General features: G+C 40.1%; 15 protein-coding genes and 1 pseudogene. 10 read left to right on the forward strand and 6 right to left on the reverse strand.

The genetic code is table 11. The features are described 5' to 3' along the window. Positions 1 to 136 precede the first annotated feature (136 nt). Positions 137 to 1,060, reverse strand: coding sequence for an AraC family transcriptional regulator (locus NST38_RS14665; protein ID WP_076249363.1), 924 nt, complete (start codon positions 1,058 to 1,060; stop codon positions 137 to 139). 289 nt (positions 1,061 to 1,349) lie between these two features. On the opposite strand from NST38_RS14665, the gene NST38_RS14670 reads away from it, so the two are divergent. Then, positions 1,350 to 1,928: a TetR/AcrR family transcriptional regulator gene (locus NST38_RS14670; protein ID WP_076249362.1), complete on the forward strand. Its 579-nt coding sequence runs from the start codon at positions 1,350 to 1,352 to the stop codon at positions 1,926 to 1,928. A gap of 98 nt (positions 1,929 to 2,026) precedes the next feature. Here NST38_RS14670 and NST38_RS14675 read toward each other — a convergent pair whose 3' ends face one another. Next, positions 2,027 to 2,440, reverse strand: a complete 414-nt coding sequence (locus NST38_RS14675; RefSeq protein WP_370511402.1) for a MerR family transcriptional regulator — start codon at positions 2,438 to 2,440, stop codon at positions 2,027 to 2,029. A 191-nt stretch (positions 2,441 to 2,631) separates the two neighbouring features. Here NST38_RS14675 and NST38_RS14680 point away from each other — a divergent pair, with 191 nt between their 5' ends. The 8 genes from NST38_RS14680 (at position 2,632) to NST38_RS14710 (ending at position 17,777) form a co-directional block, all read left to right on the forward strand. Further along, positions 2,632 to 3,672, forward strand: a complete 1,041-nt coding sequence (locus NST38_RS14680) for an NAD(P)-dependent alcohol dehydrogenase (RefSeq protein ID WP_076249360.1) — start codon at positions 2,632 to 2,634, stop codon at positions 3,670 to 3,672. 177 nt (positions 3,673 to 3,849) lie between these two features. Further along, positions 3,850 to 4,332, forward strand: a complete 483-nt coding sequence (locus NST38_RS14685; RefSeq protein WP_341344001.1) for an HIT family protein — start codon at positions 3,850 to 3,852, stop codon at positions 4,330 to 4,332. 236 nt (positions 4,333 to 4,568) lie between these two features. Then, the gene (locus tag NST38_RS31645) at positions 4,569 to 4,724 is read left to right on the forward strand and encodes an S-layer homology domain-containing protein (RefSeq protein WP_083684208.1); all 156 of its coding nucleotides are present in this window, start codon (positions 4,569 to 4,571) and stop codon (positions 4,722 to 4,724) included. A gap of 635 nt (positions 4,725 to 5,359) precedes the next feature. Beyond that, a complete protein-coding gene (locus tag NST38_RS14690) occupies positions 5,360 to 6,607 on the forward strand; it encodes a hypothetical protein (protein ID WP_076249358.1) in 1,248 nt (415 codons plus the stop codon). A 421-nt stretch (positions 6,608 to 7,028) separates the two neighbouring features. Continuing rightward, complete coding sequence (locus NST38_RS14695) at positions 7,029 to 8,540, forward strand: RCC1 domain-containing protein (protein ID WP_076253004.1); 1,512 nt, start codon at positions 7,029 to 7,031, stop codon at positions 8,538 to 8,540. A gap of 436 nt (positions 8,541 to 8,976) precedes the next feature. Further along, the gene (locus NST38_RS14700; RefSeq protein WP_076253005.1) at positions 8,977 to 10,485 is read left to right on the forward strand and encodes an RCC1 domain-containing protein; all 1,509 of its coding nucleotides are present in this window, start codon (positions 8,977 to 8,979) and stop codon (positions 10,483 to 10,485) included. 255 nt (positions 10,486 to 10,740) lie between these two features. Continuing rightward, positions 10,741 to 17,247: a polymorphic toxin-type HINT domain-containing protein gene (locus tag NST38_RS14705; RefSeq protein WP_179087921.1), complete on the forward strand. Its 6,507-nt coding sequence runs from the start codon at positions 10,741 to 10,743 to the stop codon at positions 17,245 to 17,247. A 5-nt stretch (positions 17,248 to 17,252) separates the two neighbouring features. Then, the gene (locus tag NST38_RS14710; protein ID WP_256720116.1) at positions 17,253 to 17,777 is read left to right on the forward strand and encodes a hypothetical protein; all 525 of its coding nucleotides are present in this window, start codon (positions 17,253 to 17,255) and stop codon (positions 17,775 to 17,777) included. Between the two features lie 1,054 nt (positions 17,778 to 18,831). Here the strand turns inward: NST38_RS14710 and NST38_RS14720 are convergent. After that, positions 18,832 to 20,014 (reverse strand): annotated as a pseudogene (locus NST38_RS14720) (IS3 family transposase). A 938-nt stretch (positions 20,015 to 20,952) separates the two neighbouring features. Between NST38_RS14720 and NST38_RS14725 the strand changes: the two are divergent. Further along, the gene (locus NST38_RS14725) at positions 20,953 to 21,324 is read left to right on the forward strand and encodes an iron chaperone (RefSeq protein WP_062834357.1); all 372 of its coding nucleotides are present in this window, start codon (positions 20,953 to 20,955) and stop codon (positions 21,322 to 21,324) included. A 75-nt stretch (positions 21,325 to 21,399) separates the two neighbouring features. On the opposite strand, the gene NST38_RS14730 is transcribed toward NST38_RS14725, so the two are convergent. The 3 genes from NST38_RS14730 to NST38_RS14740 all read right to left on the reverse strand — a co-directional run bounded on the left by NST38_RS14730 (position 21,400) and on the right by NST38_RS14740 (position 23,984). Continuing rightward, positions 21,400 to 22,380 carry an aldo/keto reductase gene (locus NST38_RS14730; protein ID WP_076253007.1) on the reverse strand — a complete coding sequence of 327 codons (981 nt, stop codon included), beginning with the start codon at positions 22,378 to 22,380 and terminating at the stop codon, positions 21,400 to 21,402. Positions 22,381 to 22,638: 258 nt separating this feature from the next. Continuing rightward, positions 22,639 to 23,520: an SDR family oxidoreductase gene (locus NST38_RS14735; RefSeq protein ID WP_076253008.1), complete on the reverse strand. Its 882-nt coding sequence runs from the start codon at positions 23,518 to 23,520 to the stop codon at positions 22,639 to 22,641. Positions 23,521 to 23,666: 146 nt separating this feature from the next. Beyond that, positions 23,667 to 23,984 carry a winged helix-turn-helix transcriptional regulator gene (locus tag NST38_RS14740; RefSeq protein ID WP_074095024.1) on the reverse strand — a complete coding sequence of 106 codons (318 nt, stop codon included), beginning with the start codon at positions 23,982 to 23,984 and terminating at the stop codon, positions 23,667 to 23,669. Positions 23,985 to 24,184: the final 200 nt, after the last annotated feature.

Consider the following 24,184-nt stretch of genomic DNA (forward strand, 5'->3'; position numbering starts at 1 on the left):
TGATAATTTAATGTTAATGATTTAGTGATCTTCATTAATACATGAATAAGGGAAGGACTCCGACTGGCAAAACAGAAGGAGTCCTTTTTGAGGTTAGACTAGACGAGCTAAAGGAGCGATATTAGCCAGTAACCAGTCAAGAGATGGTAGTCGTCTCATCGGTTTTACCTCGCAGGCGTTTAATATCTTCTCTGGGCGGAAATCCGAACATGCGTGAATATTCACGGCTGAATTGGGAAGGGCTCTCGTAACCTACCTGAAATGCTACATCTGCTGCATCGGTGGACTTGGATAATAACAAGCGGCGCGCTTCTTGCAGCCTAAGTTGTTTTTGAAACTGAATCGGACTCATGGCAGTCACTTCTTTAAAGTGTCTGTGCAGCGAGGCAGTACTCATATTTGCCAAATCCGCCAATTCCTCAACCCGAAAATTTTGCTCAGAGTGATTCATAATATATTCAATAACGTCTCTGATTCGATAGGTATGGCTACCCTCCATGGTAGCTTGTTCCAGAGCAGTCCCATGTGGGCCTTTCAGAACTTTATAGAGAATTTCTTTTTTGAACAAAGGAGCGAGCAGCGGGATACCTTCCGAATGATCTTCCAACAAACGGGCTAACCTGACGACTGCATCCAGCAGAGACGACTCAGCTTGGCTGACAAACATCGCACGTCTCGTTGTTTTCCGCGGTCTTGCTGGGAAATCGGAATGGTTCAATACCTCCAGAATCTCACTGGATGTGAATTCAAGCTTCAGGGCCAGATAGGGAGCCTCAGACGAGGCTTGAATCACTTGTCCACTAACCGGCAAGTCAACGGTTGCGACGATATAACTTCCTGGACCATACCGGAAACGATCCTGTCCCAGCAGGACCTCTTTCTCACCCTGAACGATAATGCAGAAGGATGGTTCATTCACTCTAAATATAGGTTCAGTAACGACTGATTCACGGATTAGAGATAATGAAGGGATTGCCGTAGGATGCACCCCGTCCTTGTCAGAAAAACGGTCAATGAGTGTGGCTAATTCGTTTTGTTGTTCGTGTATTTGATCAGACATGCAAAGTTCTCCTTTTTTCCTCACAACATAATAATCACATTCTATCGTATATTGACCAAAGGCGGTAGAAAACGGATAGGAATAGGCAAACATTTGATGTGAATGGATAAGACATTCTGATTGCTGGTTACATAATCACAAGTACACAGGTCATGATATACAACAAGTACAGAAGATATACACTTACGGTTCAGCTAATATATGATTAGATGAGAATGAAAAGGGTATCTGCATCTTTTATTTACTGATCGTTCCCGATGTGTTAGATTGATTTTGGGAGGGAAGTCGAATGGCTAGAAGTAAAGAGTTTGAAGTGAACGAAGTGTTGGATAAAGCAATGAAGATCTTCTGGGAACAAGGTTACGAGAAGACGTCGATGAGTGATCTGGTTGAGCATATGGGCATTCATCGCAGAAGTATATATGATACGTTCGACGATAAACATACGCTGTTTTTGAAGGCTATGGATCGTTATAGTGGCAAGATCAGCACCACATTACTCGCAGAAATCAAGGCATCCAAGACGGCAGTGGAAGCACTGCATAAAATTTTCGATGTTATGATCAGTGCAGTAGAGGATACGCCATCGGGATGCTTGATCGTGAACTCCGCCGTGGAGCTAGGCACACGTGATCAGGAAGTGGACAACCGATCTCTTGAATCGTTTAACGAAGCTGAGCGGATGTTCGAGCAGATCATTCAATGGGGGCAGCGGGAGGGAGAATTCTCTTCTGATCATGATGCGAAAGAAATGGCAGAGTACCTGCACAATATTTCTGTCGGCATCAGAGCCATGGCAAGAACCTCGACGGAAAAAGAAAAACTAAACCGTATTATCAATGTAACGATGAAACTTTTGGAAAAATGATGAGTAGAGACATACCCAAAAAAGTAGCTTGAAATCCGTTAGAGGACTTCAAGCTACTTTTTTGTGCGCTAATTTTAGAAAATAGAAAGTATGAACCATTAATTGGTGATGGCATTTTCCATCGGTTTAATTTTGTGAATCTCTTCGGTCCCAGCCTCCAAAGCTGTTTCGTAGTAGCAGCGTTTGTGCTCGATGACTTCCATGGTTCTTTTTAGTTCCTCCATTTGTGCTTCCACAATAGCTTTTCGCTCCGTAAACATGTCATATCTTTGCTTCAGCGAGGAGTCCCCTTCAGAGCACCATTCAATGAAGTCCTTAATGTCTTTAATAGGCATCCCGGTCAGCTTCAGACATTGGATGATCTTTAGAAAGTCAATGTCGGAGTCTTTGAACAAACGTGTTCCACTCGTGGTGCGTTCAACAAAAGGCATGAGTCCTTCCTTGTCGTAGTAACGCAATGTATATACCGTAAGGTCTAATTTTTTGGCAACTTCACCGATTGAATAGGTCATTTTCATAAAATTCCTTTCTACTAGGGGTAGACTTCGAGTTAACTCTAGGATGATCCGAGTGAATTCTAACATGTTGGATTACTGGATGTCAAAGTACGTTGGAGATAAAAAAATAAGATAAACATTTGACCTAGAGTTAACTAGAGGGGGTAAGATTATTTTGAACTTTAAATTACTAGGAGGTTATACCATTGATTATAGCTAAAGCCAGAGCCGTTGACGGACCAGACCAACAATTCAGAAGTGCTGAAATCAAACGACGTGATCTGGATACCAATGATGTATTAATCGAGATTAAATATGCCGGTATCTGCCATTCTGACATCCATACTGCCCACGGTGAATGGGGCCCTGTGAATTATCCACTCGTTCCTGGACACGAGATTGCCGGGATTGTAACCGATGTAGGAACTGGAGTCTCCAAATATAAGGTCGGTGACCGAGTAGGGGTCGGATGTATGGTGGACTCTTGTGGTGAATGTGTTAACTGTCGCAAAGGTGAAGAGCAATACTGTCTCAAAGGAAATATTCAAACTTACGCTGGAGTAGACAAATACGGTGAGCCTACGCAAGGTGGATATTCAACTCATATTGTTGTCGTAGAGGATTTCGTCGTGCGCATCCCTGATAACATTGCACTTGATGCTGCTGCACCTTTGCTGTGTGCCGGTATTACGACGTATTCACCACTTCATCACTGGGGAGCTGGCCCAGGTAAGAAGGTTGCCGTTGTAGGTATGGGTGGTCTAGGTCATATGGCTGTCAAAATTGCACATGCGATGGGTGCGGAAGTAACGGTTCTCTCCCAATCCTTGAGCAAAAAAGAAGATGGACTGCAATTTGGTGCAGATCACTACTTTGCCACAAGCGAACCGGAAACATTCGAGAAACTTGCAGGGACATTTGATCTGATGATCAACACAGTAAGTGCGAATATTGATATTAACGCTTATTTCTCACTGCTCACACTTGATGGCACACTCGTGAACGTGGGTGCTCCTGCTGAGCCACTAGCCGTAAACGTATTTTCTCTTATCGGCCATCGCCGTTCATTCGCAGGTTCCATGATTGGTGGCATCCGTGAGACGCAGGAAATGCTTGATTTCTGTGCAGAACATAATATTGCGCCTAACATTGAGGTTATCTCCGCTGACCAGATTGACGAAGCATACAAACGTGTACTGGCTTCCGACGTGAAATATCGCTTTGTTATTGATATCGGCACCATGTAATTGTGAAGTGTGCAATAATGATAGTTAAAGATAGTAGAAAGCAGCTGCCGCCAAGGTCAGCTGCTTTTTGCTTTTCAGTTTGTTAATTCCTGATCATTCTACAACCCGTGCTCTTTTCGCAACGAACAGAAGATACCTGCGTCTAATAACTAGTGAAGTAAACATGAAAGGAGTGGAATGAGAAAGATGACAGTATCATTTTCACATCAGCCGGAAGGTTACGAATGTCCATTTTGTCGTATTTGGGGTATCGAGCGACCTGATCAGGGAACAAAACAAAGGGATATCATCTATCAAAATGAAAAGGTAACGGCATTTATAGCGGGCAAATGGTGGCCAAACAATAAAGGACATGTTCTTATTGTTCCGAATGAACATTTCGAGAATATTTTTGAACTCCCTGCGGATTACGCTGTTGAAATTCACCGCGCGGCTCAGCTTACAGCATTTGCAATGAAAAGTACATATGGATGTGATGGGATTTCGACACGGCAACATAATGAACCTGCTGGCAATCAAGACGTGTGGCATTATCATCTGCATGTTTACCCTAGATACGTGAATGATCAACTGTATCTGACAAATGGTTCGCAGTCCGATCCAGATGAACGCGCTTTCTATTCTGATCAGTTGCGATCTTGGATAAAAGAAAACATTTAAAGTCTAGCAGTATCGAATGAAAACCTATTAGGAGATGAAGCTGAGATAAATTGGACTACCCATCCACATCATTATTAGAAAATGAGGCTTAAAAGATGAAGAAAGTTCTTCTAAGATCAAGTACAGTTATCTTATTGTTAACAACGGGAGGCTTCTAAGCTACAACCTATACTTTAGAAACTAGCGTATCATCTGGAGAAACCACTCAAAGTACGCCAAATCTATCCGCAGAAGCAGTGGAGAATGACAAAAATGTATTGGGTTATTTAGTCGATATCACAGAACATTGGGCTGAATCTAGTATTTTGAATGCTATTAAGCAGGGGATTGTGAGTGGTTACCCTGACGGAATGTTTTATCCAGATAATCAGGTTACAGCGCAGAATTTTTGAAGCTCATTGTGGGCTCATTGGGGACAGAGGTGATTCTATCCCAAGTCATGGCCTATGGTATGAGGTCTATGTTAAATCAGCCAAAATAAAGGGACTTTACAGCCAGTCTGATTTTCCATCCGATGATTGGACTAAGCTCATGTCTCGTTTGGAAATGATTCACGTTGCTGTGAGATAAATTGATCAAAAAGCAAGTACGGACAAAGAATTTATGTACATAGCTGTAAAAAACGAATTTATTTCGGGAACAGGAATTGGAAAACTAGATCCGGAATGGACAACGCCCCATGCTCAAGCACTGATCATCCTTGAATGTATTCAAAAATACGCAATGGGGAAACTTTGAAAGTGGATGAAGTTTAGCTAAAGCTGAACAAGCGATGCATGCAACAACGGACTATTGGGGTCATGTAACGATCCATATATCGATTATTTCTCTATTAAATTGAAAAAGGGAGTGCAGTCCGAGGGTTACGCAGACATTCCACTTTCTACAAACAGAAATGATTATGGTCTAAAAATTGATGGATCTACTTCTATTTTCAATATTGGATCTATTGTGTGATCTTCTAAGTAGACAAGCACACTGATTTCCCCGTGTAAATAGAAGTAAAAATTAGAGAAGGGTTGTGCCAGTGTTGAAAGGAAAGATATCTAAAAGATTGTTAGCAATTTTCGTAGTTTTAACTTTGTATTTAGGCAGCACAGATCAGATGTATGCAGAATTCACCGAATTAAGCTTAGAGGAGCACGGAGGGCTACAGCAGGAATGGGTACATACTCTTCCTATAGAATTTAATTATCTGAGTTTTGATCTAGGTTACAATCCTCAAGACAATATTAACCGTGCTGCTCAGCTTGTCATGCTAAACCCGGGCACTTTGTCTGGTAATAACTTTGGCCTATACACGATAAATAATAAGACAGGGAAAATTGCCTGGGCGTACGACATTAAAAATAAAGTGAAGAATTTTTACCCTTTGAATCACGCTTGGTTCTATAACGAGAGCGGAAGTATATTCTATCAATATTCTACGAATCACGGGAAAACGTTTAATATTCTTAGTTTGGATGCGAAAGGAAAACGTATATATGAGAAGAAGGATTTAAGTTTCTCAAATATCTATCCGTATAAAAAGGGTATTGTCTTACAACAAACGGATAGTCTTAAAAATCAATCCCGTTTTATCACACTAAATTCCAAAGGAATAACGACAAGCGAGACTCTGTTAGGTTATAAAACTGAAGTACTGACTTCTGGTTATGTACTCCATTTTGTAGGTGAGAATAAAATCGAGGTTTTAAAAGATGTAACCTCTTTGAAAAAGCCGTTATTTACGATTAACTCCAAAAAGTTTGGTGGTTTTTACGTTGCGGGTTATCATCAATTAAGTGACGGTACACTAATTGTAGAATATGCAAGATCCAATTCATATGGTGGACAGAAATTAATGGCTTATGGAGTTAATGGTAAACTCAAATGGGACACCGTGCTTGATAGAAACATGAATATTTCTATGCATTCAACCGGAAGTAAACTATTAATTGATAACAAATCTGAACACAGTATCACTTTGTATGATCATAACTTCAAAAAGCTGTTTTCTCGTACGTATGAAGGAGAGCTTAATTTTAATGGTTTAATGAGCTCCTATCGAAACGATAGCTATATTGAGTATACTAGCTTTGGGACCATTGATGACAAATGGGGAGAGAGGTATACCTTAATGAAAGATAATGGAGACATTATACTTAGTAAATACTTTGTTTTAGATGATGTGCATAAGAGTAACTTTGCATATGACTCGTCCGAAAATGTGGTCTATCGAACTGTGATTAGCGACCACCGATATAATCTGATTAAATACAAGGTAACTAAATAATAGTTGGAGTGCCGTTGATAACAACAATCAATGGCTTTTTATATTCGATGAGGTTTTTAATATTTTATTCGGAAATTAGTAAAGTTTTTTTAATATATTGTGAAGATGTATTATTTCAAAGTTAATAGTGTAGTAGTTCTTCTCAGATTAACAAAGATGGTGTATCCGATTATGATCTCAATTCTATACCTGGTAATACTCTGATATTAACCTTATTAAAGATTCACTCGAATTAATTGTTAATAAACCGACATATAAGATAAGGTATTACTGAAATAGCTATTTATTTTAGGACCTAAATACATGATAATAAATAAGCATTTCAAAAATTTCAAGTGAAAAGAGGTCATCTTAGAGAAAAAATATTATATAATGCAAATTAAATATAAAATTATTAAGTTAGAGAATGGGGTTATGTAATTTGAGTAAACGATTTCTTTTTGGAACCAAAATCACTGTTATTCTGATATTAGTTTTTAATTATGTATTATCTGAGGATACTTCTCTGTTTGCTGCAGAATCTAAAAATGACCAAATAATAAAGAAAATATCTATAGGGAACAATCATCTTCTTATGCTCGATGAGGAAGGTTCGATTTGGTCAGCTGGTAGTGGCATGTTTGGCGAGTTCTCTCCAATGATGAATAAAGTAGTAGAGAATAATCCATTAGCAACAAATATAATGGCGATTTCTGCAGGAGAAGTCCATAGTCTAGCGTTAACATCAGAAGGATCAATTTTAGAGTGGGGTTACGATTCTAGACCAACTCAAATAATATCCAATTTGAAGAAAGTAGTGGATATAGCAGCAGGATATGAGATGAATTTAGCATTGGCTGAAAATGGAGATCTTTGGAGTTGGGGGGCCTTTAGTAATATAGAACCTCTTGGCCAACTGGCATCTGTAAAACTTGCTGACGTGGTTGACATAGCAGTAAACACAGATGCTTCTTATGCTGTAAGGAAAGATGGAACTTTGTGGGCATGGGGCGATGATAACAGTTCTTATCAACTGGGTTCAAGAGATATAGATCCTTATACAAGTAATATCCCTCGTAAAATTAGTATCCCGAAAGGAATTACTAAAGTCTTTGCAGGTAAGGGCTACGCTATGGCTATAGATATCGATCAAAATGTATGGGCATGGGGAAGGAATGATTTCGGGCAACTGGGCGATGGTACGCTCATTGACCAGTACATTCCTCAAAAAGTAAAAAGTCTAAATTCGATAACACAACTTGCACTCGGAGATACTTACGTTCTCGCTTTAGAAGGTAGTGGTACTGTATTATCTTGGGGAGATAATACGTATGGCACTTTAGGCGATGGTACGACTACTGATCAGTTAAAGCCCACAATACTTTCAGGGCTGTCCAATATTAAATATATTGAAGCGGGAAATAGTACTAGCATGGCAGTTAGTAACTCAAATCAAGCTTATATTTGGGGTAATAACCTACTGGAACGGTTTCCTAAAGCTCTGGAAAAACCGAAACTTATAGAGGTTACTGTACTTAAAGGGAAAGAGGAATCAATAGAAGCACCTACTGGATTGAATTTAAAAGCTTTATCCAGCTCCTCTGTAAGACTTATGTGGAATAAACCTAAAACACCTAGTACTGGTTTAGGTGGATTCATTGTTTATCAGAACGGGTTGAAAATAGCTGAGACTAACGATGAGACCTTTATTATTAAAGGGTTAAATCCTAATGAAGAATATAAATTTATAGTTAAAGCTACTAACAGTAACAAGAAGAAATTTTCGAAAAATAGTGAAACTGTGACTAAGAAGCCTGTAAAGAAAGAAAAGTCTAGTTATGTTTATAATTCTTCCGGCCAATTAAAAAGTATCATGTATGAATCAGGGAAGATAGTACACTATGAATATGATAAAAACGGAAATCTTAAGAAAACAACGGTTGTGAATCCTTAACCCTATTAGACTTCTTAAATAACTTATTACTTCATAAATTAAGACTATTATTTTACCTGCACCCTTGCGAATAAAGTGTTATTCGTAAGGGTGCTTTTTATTAATCTGCTAATTTAAATTTCGTGAGTCTTCTATTCATAGTTCTTTGTATAGGTAACAGCGAGATAAGTGAAGCTAGTTTTTGGTAGCGCAAAAGATTGCTTATTATACATAAATTAACTTTAGCCTGAGTACACTGGGAATAAATCGACAAAAATATCTATAATTCGACAAAAAAAGCCTATTTCTTAAAATTGCCAAATAAACGATAATAGGAAAGCTGTTTTTGAAAACAGACAAAGCTAAATGTTAAAGAGAGGGTGGAAAGTACAGAATGATCAAGAATTAATTTCAATTATTGCACAAGGAAAAATGTACACGAAGGGGAAACCTGCACATGAAGTTACGGGGAATATCGATTATGGTGCTAATTCTAATACTTAGTATTGGGATTTTCACAAATGAAAAAGTGGATGCAGCTGAGAAAAAGAAGCTAAACGAAATAAATAAAGTCTCAGTTGGGACCCAACATCTCTTTTTACTAGGTAGAGATGGTTCAATATGGTCAGCCGGTATGAATCTTCCTGGTTTGCTGGGGCGTCCGGGAATTGCATTTGATGGCATCGGAGTGATCTCATCTGCCTCGAACGTTGTTGATATTTCTGCCGGAGGTTTTCGAAGTTTAGCTTTGACCTCTGATGGAACGTTACTTTCTTGGCTAGGAACTACAGATGTTGAGATCCCAGATCTGATTACCTCAGTGAAAAACATAAAGGCAATAGCAACAGGTTCAAACTTTAGTGTATTACTCACTAACGATGGTGGGGTTTGGACATGGGGCTCAAATTCTTCAGGCGAACTGGGGTTGGGTGATACTCAATCACGTACCGTACCAACTCAGATACCAAATTTTAAAAGTGTCGTAGAAATAGCTGCAAGCTATTCGACAACGTACGCTTTGAAGAGTGACGGCTCGGTATGGGGTTGGGGAACAAATGCCACTCATCAACTTGGAAATGAGACAATGAATTATTCACTCAATCCGATAGAGATTAAATTTGCTGCTAAAGTAAAGCATATCTATCAAAAGGCAGGCTATGGGGCAGCAATTGATATAAATGGCGATGTGTGGTCATGGGGTACTAATTCTTTTGGGCAACTGGGAGATGGAACACAAACAAAAAAAATAACACCGTCCAAGATTGAAGGATTACAGGGAATAAAGGAACTAGCTTTAGGTACCAGTCATGTACTTGCTTTGAAGGAAGATGGCACTGTAATCTCGTGGGGGGCTAATACCAGAGGTAAATTAGGTGATGGGACAACGACTAACAGCCTGGTGCCGGTTAATGTGAAGGGTTTAACAAACATCGTCTCCATCTCTGCCGGCGCAAATACCAGCGCAGCCATCAGTAATTCCTCTAAAATTTACTTGTGGGGAATGGACGTAACGAACAATGGAACAACGACATCTACGCCCAAACGCATATTGGTCGATGATTATTCATTGGAAGTCCCCAAGGGATTGAATTTAAAACTTACTAATCCCTCTTCTGTGCATTTAAATTGGACATCCCTCACTGGAGATGATGATAGCCTAGATGGTTTTAATATTTATCACAATGGTGTCTTAATTGGGAACACGCATGAGAGAGAATATGTCATCAATAACCTTGATCCATATCAAGAGCATCGTTTTTATATTACGACTAGAGGATTGCTAGGTAATGAGTCTGAACAAAGTAGCGTTGTAATTAAGAAGAAGAAACAAAAATACAGTTTTACTTACAATTCGGCAGGTCAATTGATAAGCATTATATATGATTCCGGCAAGAAGATAGTTTATGAGTACGACAAAAATGGAAATTTAATAAAAATAAATATCATTAATCCAGTCAATCCCTAACAGATTAACGTTCAACTGATTGACAGAGTCTGTTCTTCTCACTAGTAACTGTTGAAGATACTCTTACAAATTCCATAATGACGTATGACAATTAGTCATCTCAGAGAAAAGCTATTTAACTCTCAAATGGACAGAAGGATGTATGAGTACGCCTAACTATACATTCCAAGCTTGCTACTTTTATGTTTACACGTTCAACCAACCTATAGCTATTATTTAATTTGAAACGGAGAGAAACAACTTTTGAATTATTTTATGAAGAAAACAATATCCATCATTTTAATCGTAGCCGTGCTGTCAGGATTGATGGGAAACGCCTTACCTACGAAATCATATGCTCAAGATGAAGCTCCTTCACCCGAAACGATCCAAATTCTCATTGATGAATTCGGTACCACGGCTTCATTCATCCAGCGTTATTTGGATCAAGGATACAATCTGAATGAAATAATAGCTGCATTTTACAAAGCCAGAGAAAGCGGAATATCCTTCGATGAGGCGCTTCGGGCAATTCACCCTGAGGAGGTCAACGAATCAGCTACCGTAACCAGTGATGTATATGCTGACCCTACTATTGAAAATGATGCTTCAATTATCAGTGTCGAAGCGGAACAATCTGGAATTATGAAGCGTTATGAAACTTATGCGGTGACTGAGGAGGTCTACTCTAATTTACCGACAGATCCAATCACGGAGAGCGATGACGAGGAAGAGTCGAACGTGAAAAAGGAAGAGCCCTCGGAACAAACGCCTGATGAGTCCGTGCCTGTCCAGGAAGAGAAAGAACTTGAAAACGAACAAGTTGATGCAAATGACAAAGACAACCAAGAGTTAGAAACAACTCCTGATTCGGATTCTACGGAAAACAAAGAGGAGGCAACAACGGAAGAAAGCGATTCAAAAGAATTGAAATCCATTCAGCCGCTTGCTGCCTCAACAAGTGTCCCTGACCCAGGGAAGCATGTGTCTGAGAAAGCACCCGTATTTGATCGAAAATCGTTTAATGAAGCGCCATATAGTGTGGGTGAAAATGGCGAAACCATCTCTACACTCAGTGGGGGACTTATTCTCGAACATGCCGATGCCACTTTACCTGGACGAGGAGGAATGTCTTTTACCCTCGAACGGCAGTATAACTCAACTTCAGCACAATTCTATGATATGGACGTAGGCTATAATACGTACGAATATCCAATATATCAATACTTTGTAACGTATAATGCTGTGAAGAAAAAGAAAATTCCTAAATATCACGTTAAGTATACGGAAAATATGTCGATTCAGTGGGATAACAATGGGGATGGAGTAGTCGATTCCGAAACGGCAATCATTGAAACGAAAACGATGAAGAAGGGAACCTACACAACTGAATCCGAAGCCAAAGAAGTGGCTAGTCATCGAATCGTGTACTTTACCGAGCCTGAACCACTTTTTGTACAGAAGACTCAATACAACAATCAAGATAACTTTCCTGCCACTATGGCCTATAACGAGGGTGGATTCATTGGAACATTAAACAAATCTGGAAGCGCAAAAGTTATCTCTGGACAATACACACCAGCTCAGACAATCACAGCACCGCAACAGACATGTATCAATGAAATTTCGGGAAAATATGACTCTAAAGGAAATTGGGTACAAACTGGAGCTGGGAGTCCATGTCCAGATACCAAAACAGCGACGGTACAGGGTAAAACCATAACATTGACCCGTACTTCCGTGACAAATACAAAGGCCTGTCTTTCACCCAATAAAGCGGGGGCTAATTATCCGTGTACCAAGTCTTGGACAGCCTATTACAATGGATCTGTGACAATTCCGGCTTCGGATACACGTAGTTATTCGCAATCTTATGCAGGCACAGTAGAAAAACCTGGATCCTACTCCTCACGGAAATATGATTCCTGGGTAAGTCTGGGGAACGGTGCGAAACAACGTAAAGTATACAACGTGAGTGAAAAACCTTGGGTGGAAACTGAAATCACGGAGGGAAGCGCAGTCGCAACCACGCTAGCTACAGATGCCACTGAATTATGGTCTGAAGCTAATACTTGGAAAGAAACATTTAATGCAAATCCCGGATATCCTATACCCTATCCGTTTGACGATGGTTATAACTACTATATCGCTGCACAACCTGCTGGGGAAACTCGCGCATATCAAGTAGGAAGCAACATGGATGTAACCTACTTTAACAAAACGGTGCCTGCAGCAGCGGACAAGCGTACGCCGCTAGGAAAAGGTTGGTCTTGGAAACTACCATATATTGAAAAGGATAACGAGAAATCATTTGTGGTAATGGCCGATGGTGGCCGATATGAAATTGTTGGCAGCAAGCTTAAGGGTGCGGATTGGGAAGGTACCAGCGTAACCCAGGACACGTCGGTAACTGTCAATGGAGAAACATCGCAACAAGTTATCATTTCGGCCGATGGACTCTCAAAACAATACTTCACCGCCGATGGACGCTTACTTCAACTTTCCGATTCCCGGCAGAACGACATTCAATTCATTTATGAACAAAATGCAACCTATCAGAGTAAATTACTAACTCAGGTCAAGGATGCCATTGGAAATACGATCCGGATTGATTACTCACCTTCGGCCGTGACGATTCGGCAAGGAGATCGTACCGTTACGTATCAAAAGAAAACCCAGAATGGGATTGAATTACTGGATTCAGTCATCGACCCGCTAGGTCGAAAAACGACCTATTCCTATAAACTAGCAGATGCGAAGTTTAACTTGCTTGGCTTTAGCCCAGAACGCGCGGTATCCAATCCATACGCTTTGCTGACCTCCGTTCAGCATCAAACTGGAGCAAAGACCTTCTATGAATATGAGAACTCTGCAGTGAAACGCTATATCGGAGCTGACTCACTGAACGAAGCATACCGCGTACTAACACGTAAGGATCAGTTAACCTATGAAAATGGCACAACTGAAGATTACAACCGCCAAACAGTAAGCTATACTTCAGACCTGGGAGCAAGTTATGGGCAGAAGGCTACATTTGGGGCTACCATCCGTGATGGACTGAGAGAGACGAAATATAATTTCCGTAAAGAGGTCCTTAACGCAGATACGCCAACTTCTTTCTATCTCGACCAGATGGTCGTTAGCGCCGAAGGGCAGAACCTTACAACAGCTTATACGTATGGAAAAGTATTGAAAGGCCGGAGCATTCCAGCAACCGAACCGACTACAGTGGCTGTAACGGATAATCAGACAAAGGACACCTTGACTACAAGCATACAGTATGACGATTATGGCAACGTAACTTCTCAAACGGATGCTAGTGGAAAAACCGTTACCAGCACATATGATGAAACTCGGCACTGGCTAACCAGCATAACCGAAGTAGTAGATGCCTCCAATAAACAGGTTGCTGTTCTCACACGCAACACAAATGGAGATATCACTCAAATTGTCATCCGTAAAAATAGTGCCAGTGGTGACCTTATCAGTCAGGCTGATTACACGTATGACACATTTAGCAACCTGCTTACACAGCGATTGAAGAACGGCGCTCAGGAACAAGTAACGACATTGGAGTTTAACGCACTCTATCAACAAGCTTTTCCAATGAGAACGAGTACATCAGTAACAGATGTTGACGGAAAAAAAAGCACCGTGTTGACTTCTAGAACCTACCAACCTTCTAATGGGGCTTTAATGAGTTCAACGGATGCATCCCAGCGGACGACATCATACGGATATGATGCGCTTGGACGAACTATTCGGGTTACTCAGACGGATGGCAGTGTCCTGAGTGCTTCTTATGATGATGTGGGAAACCGAATTACAGTAACCGATGAGAACGGACAGAAACGGATAACAAAGTGGAATTCGCTCGGCCAGGAAATTGAATCGGGTTATTACCAGGGTGGAATCTATGTGGTCGTTTCACGTACGGGGTATGATCCGTACGGACGTGCGATTTGGAGTGAAAATGGTCTGGGCAATCGGACACATTTGGAATATGATGCATGGAATCGAGTTGTATCAACTACAGGCGCGGATGGTTCAATAACAACAGTGAAATTCAATGATTCAGCCCGAACAGCGACAACGACTGACGCTGAAGGATATACACAAGTTCAAACCTCCGATCGGTGGAGACAAATAATTCAAGTCGCAGAGAAGGCACAACAAGACAATGAACTTCGAGTGCTTAAAAAGATGACGCATGATCCGATAAACGGTAATTTGCTGGAAGAAACGGATGGCAAAGGCCAGGTTACGGAGTACAGTTATGACGTCCAGGGACAGTTAACTGTGGTGAAAAGTGCGAACGGTGAACAAACACGCTACGCTTATGACATGCTGGGCAATCTCGTGCAAACGACTGATGCAGCTGGGAATGTAAAACAAAGTCGTTATGATGAGCTGGGGCGTCGAATTCAAACAACCGACAAGCAGGGGAATACCACAAAAAGTTATTATAATCCAGACGGTTCCTTAAGCAGATTCATTGATCGAAACGGCAATGCTTTTCTTTTCAATTATGATGTACGGGGCAATTTGCTTGCTAAGAGTAGCCCTGAAGAAACGATCCAATTCACTTTCGATCGAGTGGGTAATCGTACCAGCATGATCGATCAAACGGGAACTACGTCATATGAATATGACACTGCAACAGAACAGTTAAAGCAAATGACCTATCCAGATGGTAAGCAAACGACGTTTGAATATGATAGCTTTGGTAACCGCACATCCATGACCGGTCCGTTTGGAACGAAAGTCTACTATGGATATGATACGATGAACCGGCTTGTTTCAGTAGGTACGTCACAGGATACTCCGGATAAGCAGTACAGTTACTACATGAACGGTTTAAGCCGCGAAGCTAGCGCAAAGAACGGGGTTCAGGATCTTAAAACGTATCAGGGCTTGGATCTGATTGGTTCGAATCAGGTAAAGGATCAAGTTCTACTGAACAGCTATTCCTATGAATACGATAACAATAAAAATATTGTGAATCGGATACATGGTGATTCAATCGATACATTCTCATATGACAAGCTCGACCGAATTTTGACATATAATGTAAATCAAGAAGAGTATACCTATGATCAACAGGGGAATCGTTTAACATTATCTAGTGATGCGGAAATCGATGTTAAAGACAGTACCTATACGTATGATATGAGAGACCGCCTGATTTCCGTGAATAAGAAGGGTACTCAGGTAAACTACAAGTACAATGGTGACAACTTGCTGGTGGAACGTACGGAGAATGGTATCATCACTCGTTATTATTATGATGATAACGCACAGATCATTGCCGAAGCTGAAGTTCGAGACGGTACGTCAACGCTAAAAGCGAACTATATCAGGGGAGCTCAGTTGGAAGCTATCCAGTATCCAGATGGTAGCAAAGCCTATGTACAGTCTAATGCACATGGGGATACCACCGAACTACGGGATGAGCAAGGGGAAATTTTGAACCAATATGAGTATGATATTTGGGGTAACATCCTGACCAAGGAAGAAACGGTTCACAATCCATTCCGATATGCTGGTGAGTTGTGGGATGATACAACAGAACTTCAATATTTGCGAGCACGCTGGTACGATCCGGCAATGGGACGCTTCATTAACGAAGATTCGTTCGAGGGTGAATTAAGTGACCCGCTGAGTCAAAACTTATATGCTTACGTGAGCAACAATCCCTTAAAATATGTTGATCCGAGTGGGCATATAAAAAATTCAACGTACTACGAGATTGATCTTATGTTAAGAGACTCTATGTCGTTTAAAAGTAAGTCAGATGCTTACTGGAGTAATCGTAGTCAACTTGGGGTAATCTTCCAAAAGGTTTATGGCGATCGTGATAATATGACGTTCAAATTTCGATATGGAGTTTTAACTCAAACCAGTCCTTACTCTCAATTTAATACAAAAGGAGGAGCAGATTGGGCACGAAAAGCCCTATTGGCAGATCTGGATGCTTTTACTGATCGTACTTGGACTACGGCGAAGTCTGTTGAAGCTATACTTGATAGCGCCGTTGGCCTAACAGGAGCGGCAATAACTAAAGGGAAAGGCTCATCTATTACGTCGAAAGGGTGTAATTGTTTCACAGCTGGTACTAAGGTACAGACTGACAAAGGTGAGAAAAATATTGAAGACATTGAGGTCGGAGATAAGGTTCTTTCTAAAAATGAGAATAATCCTACTGGAAATACAGCATACAAGGAAGTAACAGGCTTATTCCGTAACCAGCGTGATGATATTATTAAACTGTATGTTGGTGAACAGGTTATTGAAACGACAGACAATCATCCGTTCTGGGTTGAAGGTAAAGGGTGGCTGTTCGCTGACGAACTGTTATCGGGTGATAAACTTCAAAAGGCTGATGGAAGCAATCTAAAAATTGATAGGGTTGAGTATACTAAACTTGATGAACCAGTTACGGTTTACAACTTTACTGTTGCTGATTATCACACATATTATGTAACGGATTTGGGTATATGGGTGCATAATACAGGTTGTGAGTTTGTGGATGTTAGTAAATACAAGAAATGGACAAGTGTGGGAAATCAAAAGAAATGGTTAAAAGGGAATAATTTCAAAGAAGGTACTCAATATACAACCGATATAATGAAGACAGATGTGACAAGCAATGGTAAAAAAATTGGAGAGATTCATTACTTCCAAAGGGATGTTATTAATCCAGACAAATATGTTCCAACACATTTTCAATTTATTGACCCTAAGACTGGAAAAACTAAATCGGATCATTTTTATTTCGAATGAATAGGATGATGAAATTGGAAATAAATCTTAAACAGACGTATGGTATGATTAAGCATAATTTGTCGTCAGAGGAAATTGCAGACTTACTGAGTTTTTTTGTTATAGGAGATTCCATGATATTATTTTCCTTTTACGAAAGGAATATAAATCTATTTGATTTGAGCACACAGAAGTTTATTTTAGAGAGAAGTATTTTTGTGAATTCGGAATGGGTTTTGCCCTGGGGGGAATCTATACCTCATTGGGATGGACCAAATCAGACACCACCGGCAATCATATGGTTCTCCGCATCAACAAAAGAGGATATGATTAAAGCGATTGAAATTGATAATTTATTTAGATGTGTTGTTATTAAGCGAAGCGAAAGTTTCGGAGAATATTCAAACGTACTATTTCATCAGGAATATTATTCGTCCATTGATGAAGAAGAAGACTACGATTATTATTTAGGTTTCACAAATAAGGATTTATTTTTTGAGGATACTCTGGATAAGGTTAAGAAGGTATTCGAGGTATCATTAATAGAATAACAAACTTAAAGGCCTTGGAGATATTATGTCTTCAAGGTCTTATATTCATTGCATACATAGAGAAAAGATTTATAGTCGGAAATCCGGTTATCCAAAAGGCTAGTGTCCCTCTCGCTAATCGTAGGGAAAGAATATGCTGTGTATGTAAGACTACTGAATGAATAAAATGTGCTTTTACTAACTTGAATTAAATAAGAAGGCAGACGATCAACTGATCAGTTGTTGTCATGTGATAGTATGCAGAATAACAAAATGTTTGTACACTTCTAATGTTCTTATTTATGAGATGATTACTTCTCTTGAAGATGGAATGCGGCTGTCCTTTTCTTCAAATGGACAGTTAAAGACAAACTGTAACGGGTGAGATAAAGAAATTAGAACGAAGGTACAAGGTTGATAAAGAGGAGAGGTCAGATAGAAAAGAGGAACCATATAGAAGAGACAACCAAGATATCGTTTTTGGTTTTGGAGATAATTTGGAAACCCCAGATACAGCATACAATATAATAAAAATTGTTGAACAGATTGAGATTGCCTAACCATATAAATCGAAAATATTTTGACATGATTCTTGACTGAAGATAAAAGAGTTCTACGGAGTAATAAATAGAAGAGCAGATGTTAAGCCGTTGGCTGCTTAGATGTAGTAGGATAATCCATGGTCAACGAATACTTAACATAACCTTAAGAATAAGGGTGAATGATGTACCAAATGATTATATTTGGAGATTTTCGTTGCTGATGAAACAACAATTATCCAATTTTTTCAATTGGCATCCACACCACTCGTGATTTAGCTATGAATAAAGTCAATGCCTATTCAAAAGCCCAAAATTACTAATTACTTCGAATGCCGCTAATTAATAACTTCGGATATTTCCTTGAAAATAGGGATAAGTTGGTTGGAATGCGCGCGCGATTTTTCATGAATATATTCATTTTAACAGGAAAGTCAAAACAATTTATTGTTAAGTTACCCGGTAATGTTATTTTAAAAAGGGAGAGTCTGTAGTCATTGCCCCGGCAAGTAGACAAATAAAAAAGAGAGATTCCATTAAGCGGCGACTTTTTCCCGGAAATCCATAGGGGAGAGGTCGCCGAGTTTGTTTTGGAAACGGTCCTTGTTGTAAAACAAACTATACTCTGTAATTTGGTTCCTTGCTTGCTCCAGATTCTGGGGCTTCTCAAAATACAACTTCTCCGTCTTTAAATGGGAGAAGAACGACTCAATACATGTATTATCATAGTAGTTCCCACGCCGGGAAAGGCTTCCTCTTACCTTCTTCTCTTCAAGCAACTTGTCTAGCTCTGTGTTGTATACTGGAAACCCTGGTCCGAATGGAGCAAGGCAGGTCCACATTTCAGTTTCTTTACCGTGTCCATAAAGAGTTTTAAGTCATTTCACTCGGAGAGTTCCCAAGCTACAATCTCGTAGTTGTACAGATCCATCACAACCGAAAGATAAGCAAAATCATACCCAATTCGGACATACGTAATATCCGTCACGAGCTTCTACACAGGAGCTATCGCCGAGAATTCCCGGTTCAAGACATTACGGAACAGAACTGACGGTTTACGGCCAACAAATGGGCGTTTCTTGCGAACCACAAAACGAATCTGAAGTTCTCTCATTGAGCGGCGTACCTTTTTGTGATTCACCACGAGGCCTTCCTTTCCTAACGCGGCTCGCATACGTTTGTAGTCGAAATAAGGACGAAGCCGGTGAATGCCTAAAATATGTGCTTTTAGAGCCGCATCCCGATCTGCTCGTTTCTCTCTGAGGACGATATCTTATTCCATTTGTAGTAACCTGCAAGAGAAATTTCAGCAATTTTACACAACCAAACCACAGGTGCCCACTTACTTATTTCTCGAACGGACTGGCACCGGACTTCGAAATCCAGCTTCCCTCTCCGTGCAAATTCGAATTGAGCTTTTTTAGATATTATACCCGTGCTTTCAGATAAGCATTTTCTTCTTCTGCACTGCTAAAATGCTTCTTCGTCCAACGTCCTCGATAATCCTCAAAACTCTCTCCATTTTGGCTTTTCCGTACCCAAGTAATAATCTGGTTCTCACTCTTAATACCAAACTCCGATCCGACTGAATGTCCAACCTTCTTCCAATCGCAAACGAACAGCCTCTTCCTTCGTTTCTTCACTATATTGATTAAAGTTTGGTATTTTTTCGATGACATAGAAAAAATTCCCTCCAATTTTCAATATTGAGTTCAACATGATCTCTTTTTTCAATGTCTACTTTGAGGGGATAGTTTGCAGCCTGCTTCTTTTTCGATGAGCTGTCGGGCGACCTTGAGACGGACCTGGTTATTTGATATTGGGTGATGCTGCTTCGGCCCTTGATCCTTTCATCTCATGGTGTACAGAAAGCTACAATGTCGGCAATGAGGGCAGTATACTGTATCACAAGTTTACTCAGCCGTTTCATAAAGAAAAGACGGTAATAGAAGCATATGAAATTTGGTACTGTGATTGGTTTTTCAGAGATAAAAAAGAACTGCGTGATAAATTATCTACTCATTAGTCCGAAGTTAAAGTTCATTAGTTAATATTTAAAGAAACGATTTGCGAAATGTTAAGGGAGCGTTAGATAATCCAAAATCTTATTGAATCAAGATATCATTTAGAAGAATTGTGCTCTAACAGCATTAGATATTTGAATTGCCTTATAGTTTCTTGGAGTAACTTTTGTACTGGGATTAATGGTGTAGGGGGCCTGGGAGTATCTTACGAATTATTGGGCTTGAAATCATAAGGGAAGTTCCATCTTGCTTTATTCCATATGTTTTTACAGTTATATTTGTCGGCAAATTGAAAACGGTTGTAACAACAAGCTGTAAACCGTCAATTTGATTTTCTGAAGTGTAGTTCAAATGCAATGTCTCCATTGGATTAATAATTTTGCAACCTGTTTCAAATATATTATCTATAGCTAATATTTCTCATGAAATTAGTATCCCGAATGGATTTATAAAGTCTTTGCGGCTAAGGGCTACGCTAAGGTCATAGATATCGGCCTATTAAAGAGAACTTTGTTGTTACAAATTCTTTTTGCATTAAAACAACCGATAAGGCTTTTTGAATTTGATATTCATGATAGAATGAGTTTGAATGGGGAAAATTAAATAGTATATTTCATAATATAGGGGGAACCAATGGAGACCTTTGCAGAATTTATAGCACGCATCGATAACCCGGAACACCAGGCACGAACGGAAGAAGTTTTGAACTGGATTACTGAAAAATTCCCGAATTTAAAGCAAAAAATAGCCTGGAATCAACCGATGTTTACCGACCATGAGACATTTATTATTGGTTTTAGTGTATCCAAACAACACTTGGCTGTTGCTCCCGAGAAGGCAGGAATTAATCGTTTTTCGGAAGAGATCACACAGGCGGGTTATGATCACACCAAAGAGTTGGTGCGGATGAAGTGGAAACAGGAGATTGATTTTTCGTTACTTGAGAGAATGATTGAGTTCAATATAGCGGATAAGGCAGAATGTTCAACATTTTGGCGCAAATAAATCGCGATATAAAAAGAAGACCCCCAACTTCCAGATACGGAAAGAGGAGGTCTTCTATATTTTAAGCAAAAGCGATTATTGAGCACCTACTACAGGGTGAGGTACATAAGGCTCCTCAAGGAATGTTACGTCTTCTGAGGTCAACTTAACGGAAAGAGCACCTACCGCATCTTCCAGATGCGATATTTTGGTGGCACCGATAATTGGTGCCGCTACAGTGTCTTTTTGCAGCAACCAGGCAAGTGCAATGTGTGTGCGAGGGACACCGTATTTTTCTGCAATGGATGCAACTCGTTCAACAACAAGCCGATCCGCATCACTTGTCGCATTGTACTTGGATTTCTGAATTTGGTCTGTCTCGGATCGAAGTGTTGATACGGACCAGTCACGGGTTAACCTGCCTGAAGCTAGAGGACTGTAAGGAGTAACACCAATCTTTTCTTCCTTGCATAAAGGCAGCATTTCTCTTTCTTCTTCACGGTAGATCAGGTTCAAGTGGTTCTGCATGGAGACAAACTTGGTCCAACCATTTTTCTCTGCTACATGTAATGCTTTTTGGAACTGCCATGCGAACATGGCTGAAGCGCCAATATATCTCACTTTACCGGACTTCACCACATCATGTAAGGCTTCCATGGTTTCTTCAATAGGCGTATTGTAGTCCCAACGATGAATGATATACAGATCTACATAATCCGTTTCCAATCGTTTCAGGCTTTTATCAATCTCACTCAGGATGGCTTTTCTGGAAAGCCCGGAACCGTTGGGTCCTTTATGCATTTGTCCGTGTACTTTGGTAGCAATAACAACCTCATCCCGATTGGCATAATCCTTTAATGCCCGACCAAGGTATTCCTCGCTTGTACCCAGAGAGTATACATTAGCTGTATCGAAGAAATTAATGCCTAGATCCAGTGCTTTTTTGATCACGGGGCGAGAATTTTCTTCATTCAGTACCCATTCATGAACCCATTTACTGGCGTCCCCAAATCCCATACATCCCAGGCAAAATCGAGATACGTCCAAGCCTGTATTACCAAGTTTCGTATATTCCATGTTATGTTCAAATCCTTTCTAATGTTTATTATTGCCACCTGTATGGTGATCTATTTACACATTATTATGTCATAACAAATGTAACAACCTGTACCACATTTCTATCAAACTTTTGCCTATTCCTATCATAATCTCTGAATCTGAATCAGTTGAGCCCATTAAAGTTCTCATATAAAAAGAACAAGCCACTCGTTTCTCCGTTGGAGATTCAAATGGCTTGTTCATGAATAGCAGGCGAGAGGGGATTTCTAATGAAAACTATTGTTTAATCATTGTTTGATGAATCCAATCGCTTATTTTGGTTAATTTAAGATTGGCTTTGATATTATCATCCAACTCTTGATACCGTGGAAGAAGATCTGTATGCCCATCAATCCATTGGTACAATCCTTTAAGACCTGCTGCTGTCTCACTTCCCAACAAAGGCTGAATCGCTGCTTCAAAATGATCAAAAGGTAGAGACATGAAGCTGATCTTTTCACCTAATACAGCACTGAATTGTTCAGCTAATTGTGTACCTGTCAGGGCTTCTAATCCGGGTGCTGGGATAATGCTTCCTGCCAATTCCGAATGAGTCAAGGCATAATAGTGGAATTGAGCTGCATCGTTTAAGCTAATCCAGGAGATCGGCTTGTCTGCTGGTACCGGGTAGGCCAAAACGCCATTGTTCAGTATTCCGGGAATCAGGAAGTTTTCCAAGTATACAATGGGTTCCACAATGATATATGGAAGACCACTTTGCTGCAATTCATGGATAACTTCACGTTTCAATTCAATTCCTTTGGAATGGGTGATAGGGTCAGGAACATAGGTACCCGTGTTAACTACAATCAATTTAACGTTTGCCTGTATAGCAGCATCAATTGCATTTTTGGTATATTGTCTGATCTTATCCGGATTGAACTCCACCGGCAGGTTCAGGAATACTTTACTCACACCTTCATGCGCCGTATGGAGCTGTTCCACATCTGATAGATCCCCGATGAAAGCTTCAATGTTTTGTTCCTTTAGTGTTTTGGCTGTTGCCTCATTTCTAGTAATCGTGCGAACCTCACAACCGTGTTGAACGAGTAATTGAGCGACAGCGCCGCCTTGGGAGCCCGATGCTCCATATACTAAAAATCGATCATTCTGTGTCATAGTGGTCAATAACTTCCTTTCAATATGTGATTGGAATGAATGAGTTAACACTCAGCAATGACCTCAGCATAACGAATTTAGAATAGGAGCGTAAGTACGCACATTAATGATATAGAGTATCCCTTAGGATACTATGGGAAGGCGTTTTACATATGTTTCGATCCCCAATCACCTAGCTGAAACAAGATCGAAGTCAGGCTTTGTCCTTTTTCTGTAAGGGAATATTCGACTTTAGGCGGAACTACAGGGTGGGTAACACGGTTTATCAAACCAGCTTCTTCAAGTTCTCGTAATTGCCTGGTTAACGTGCGATGCGTAATGGGGTCAAGCATTTTCTGTAATTCATTGAATCGAATTGTTGAATGGCGAATGAGCCGATTTATAATTAATAGTTTCCATTTCCCACCAATCATATTGACTGCAAACTCAACAGGACAACGGTCCTCCACAGATTCTATATTCATATTTATGTATCCCTCCTAGAAAGCATCAACTCATGTTTCATGTTTTGTTCATTTTATCGAATTTATAAAGGGGTGTATAGCTTACAGCGCATTCAGGGTATGAACCATGCCCAGGACACAAAAAAAAGATGCCCACAGTGTAGCTCGAGGGACATCTTATTCAATATAACTTATTGTTCAACTCAGACAAAACGAAAAAA

The organism is Paenibacillus sp. FSL H8-0104 (assembly GCF_038050215.1).
In the GTDB taxonomy this organism is placed as follows: domain Bacteria; phylum Bacillota; class Bacilli; order Paenibacillales; family Paenibacillaceae; genus Paenibacillus; species Paenibacillus amylolyticus.

Excerpts from the sequence above, each read along its gene's own strand:
- NST38_RS14665 (WP_076249363.1), bottom strand. The coding sequence starts at position 1,060 with ATGTCTGATCAAATACACGAACAACAAAACGAATTAGCCACACTCATT.
- NST38_RS14670 (WP_076249362.1), top strand. The coding sequence starts at position 1,350 with ATGGCTAGAAGTAAAGAGTTTGAAGTGAACGAAGTGTTGGATAAAGCA.
- NST38_RS14675 (WP_370511402.1), bottom strand. The coding sequence starts at position 2,440 with ATGACCTATTCAATCGGTGAAGTTGCCAAAAAATTAGACCTTACGGTA.
- NST38_RS14685 (WP_341344001.1), top strand. The coding sequence starts at position 3,850 with ATGAGAAAGATGACAGTATCATTTTCACATCAGCCGGAAGGTTACGAA.
- NST38_RS14700 (WP_076253005.1), top strand. The coding sequence starts at position 8,977 with ATGAAGTTACGGGGAATATCGATTATGGTGCTAATTCTAATACTTAGT.
- NST38_RS14705 (WP_179087921.1), top strand. The coding sequence starts at position 10,741 with ATGAAGAAAACAATATCCATCATTTTAATCGTAGCCGTGCTGTCAGGA.
- NST38_RS14710 (WP_256720116.1), top strand. The coding sequence starts at position 17,253 with ATGATGAAATTGGAAATAAATCTTAAACAGACGTATGGTATGATTAAG.
- NST38_RS14725 (WP_062834357.1), top strand. The coding sequence starts at position 20,953 with ATGGAGACCTTTGCAGAATTTATAGCACGCATCGATAACCCGGAACAC.
- NST38_RS14730 (WP_076253007.1), bottom strand. The coding sequence starts at position 22,380 with ATGGAATATACGAAACTTGGTAATACAGGCTTGGACGTATCTCGATTT.
- NST38_RS14735 (WP_076253008.1), bottom strand. The coding sequence starts at position 23,520 with ATGACACAGAATGATCGATTTTTAGTATATGGAGCATCGGGCTCCCAA.
- NST38_RS14740 (WP_074095024.1), bottom strand. The coding sequence starts at position 23,984 with ATGAATATAGAATCTGTGGAGGACCGTTGTCCTGTTGAGTTTGCAGTC.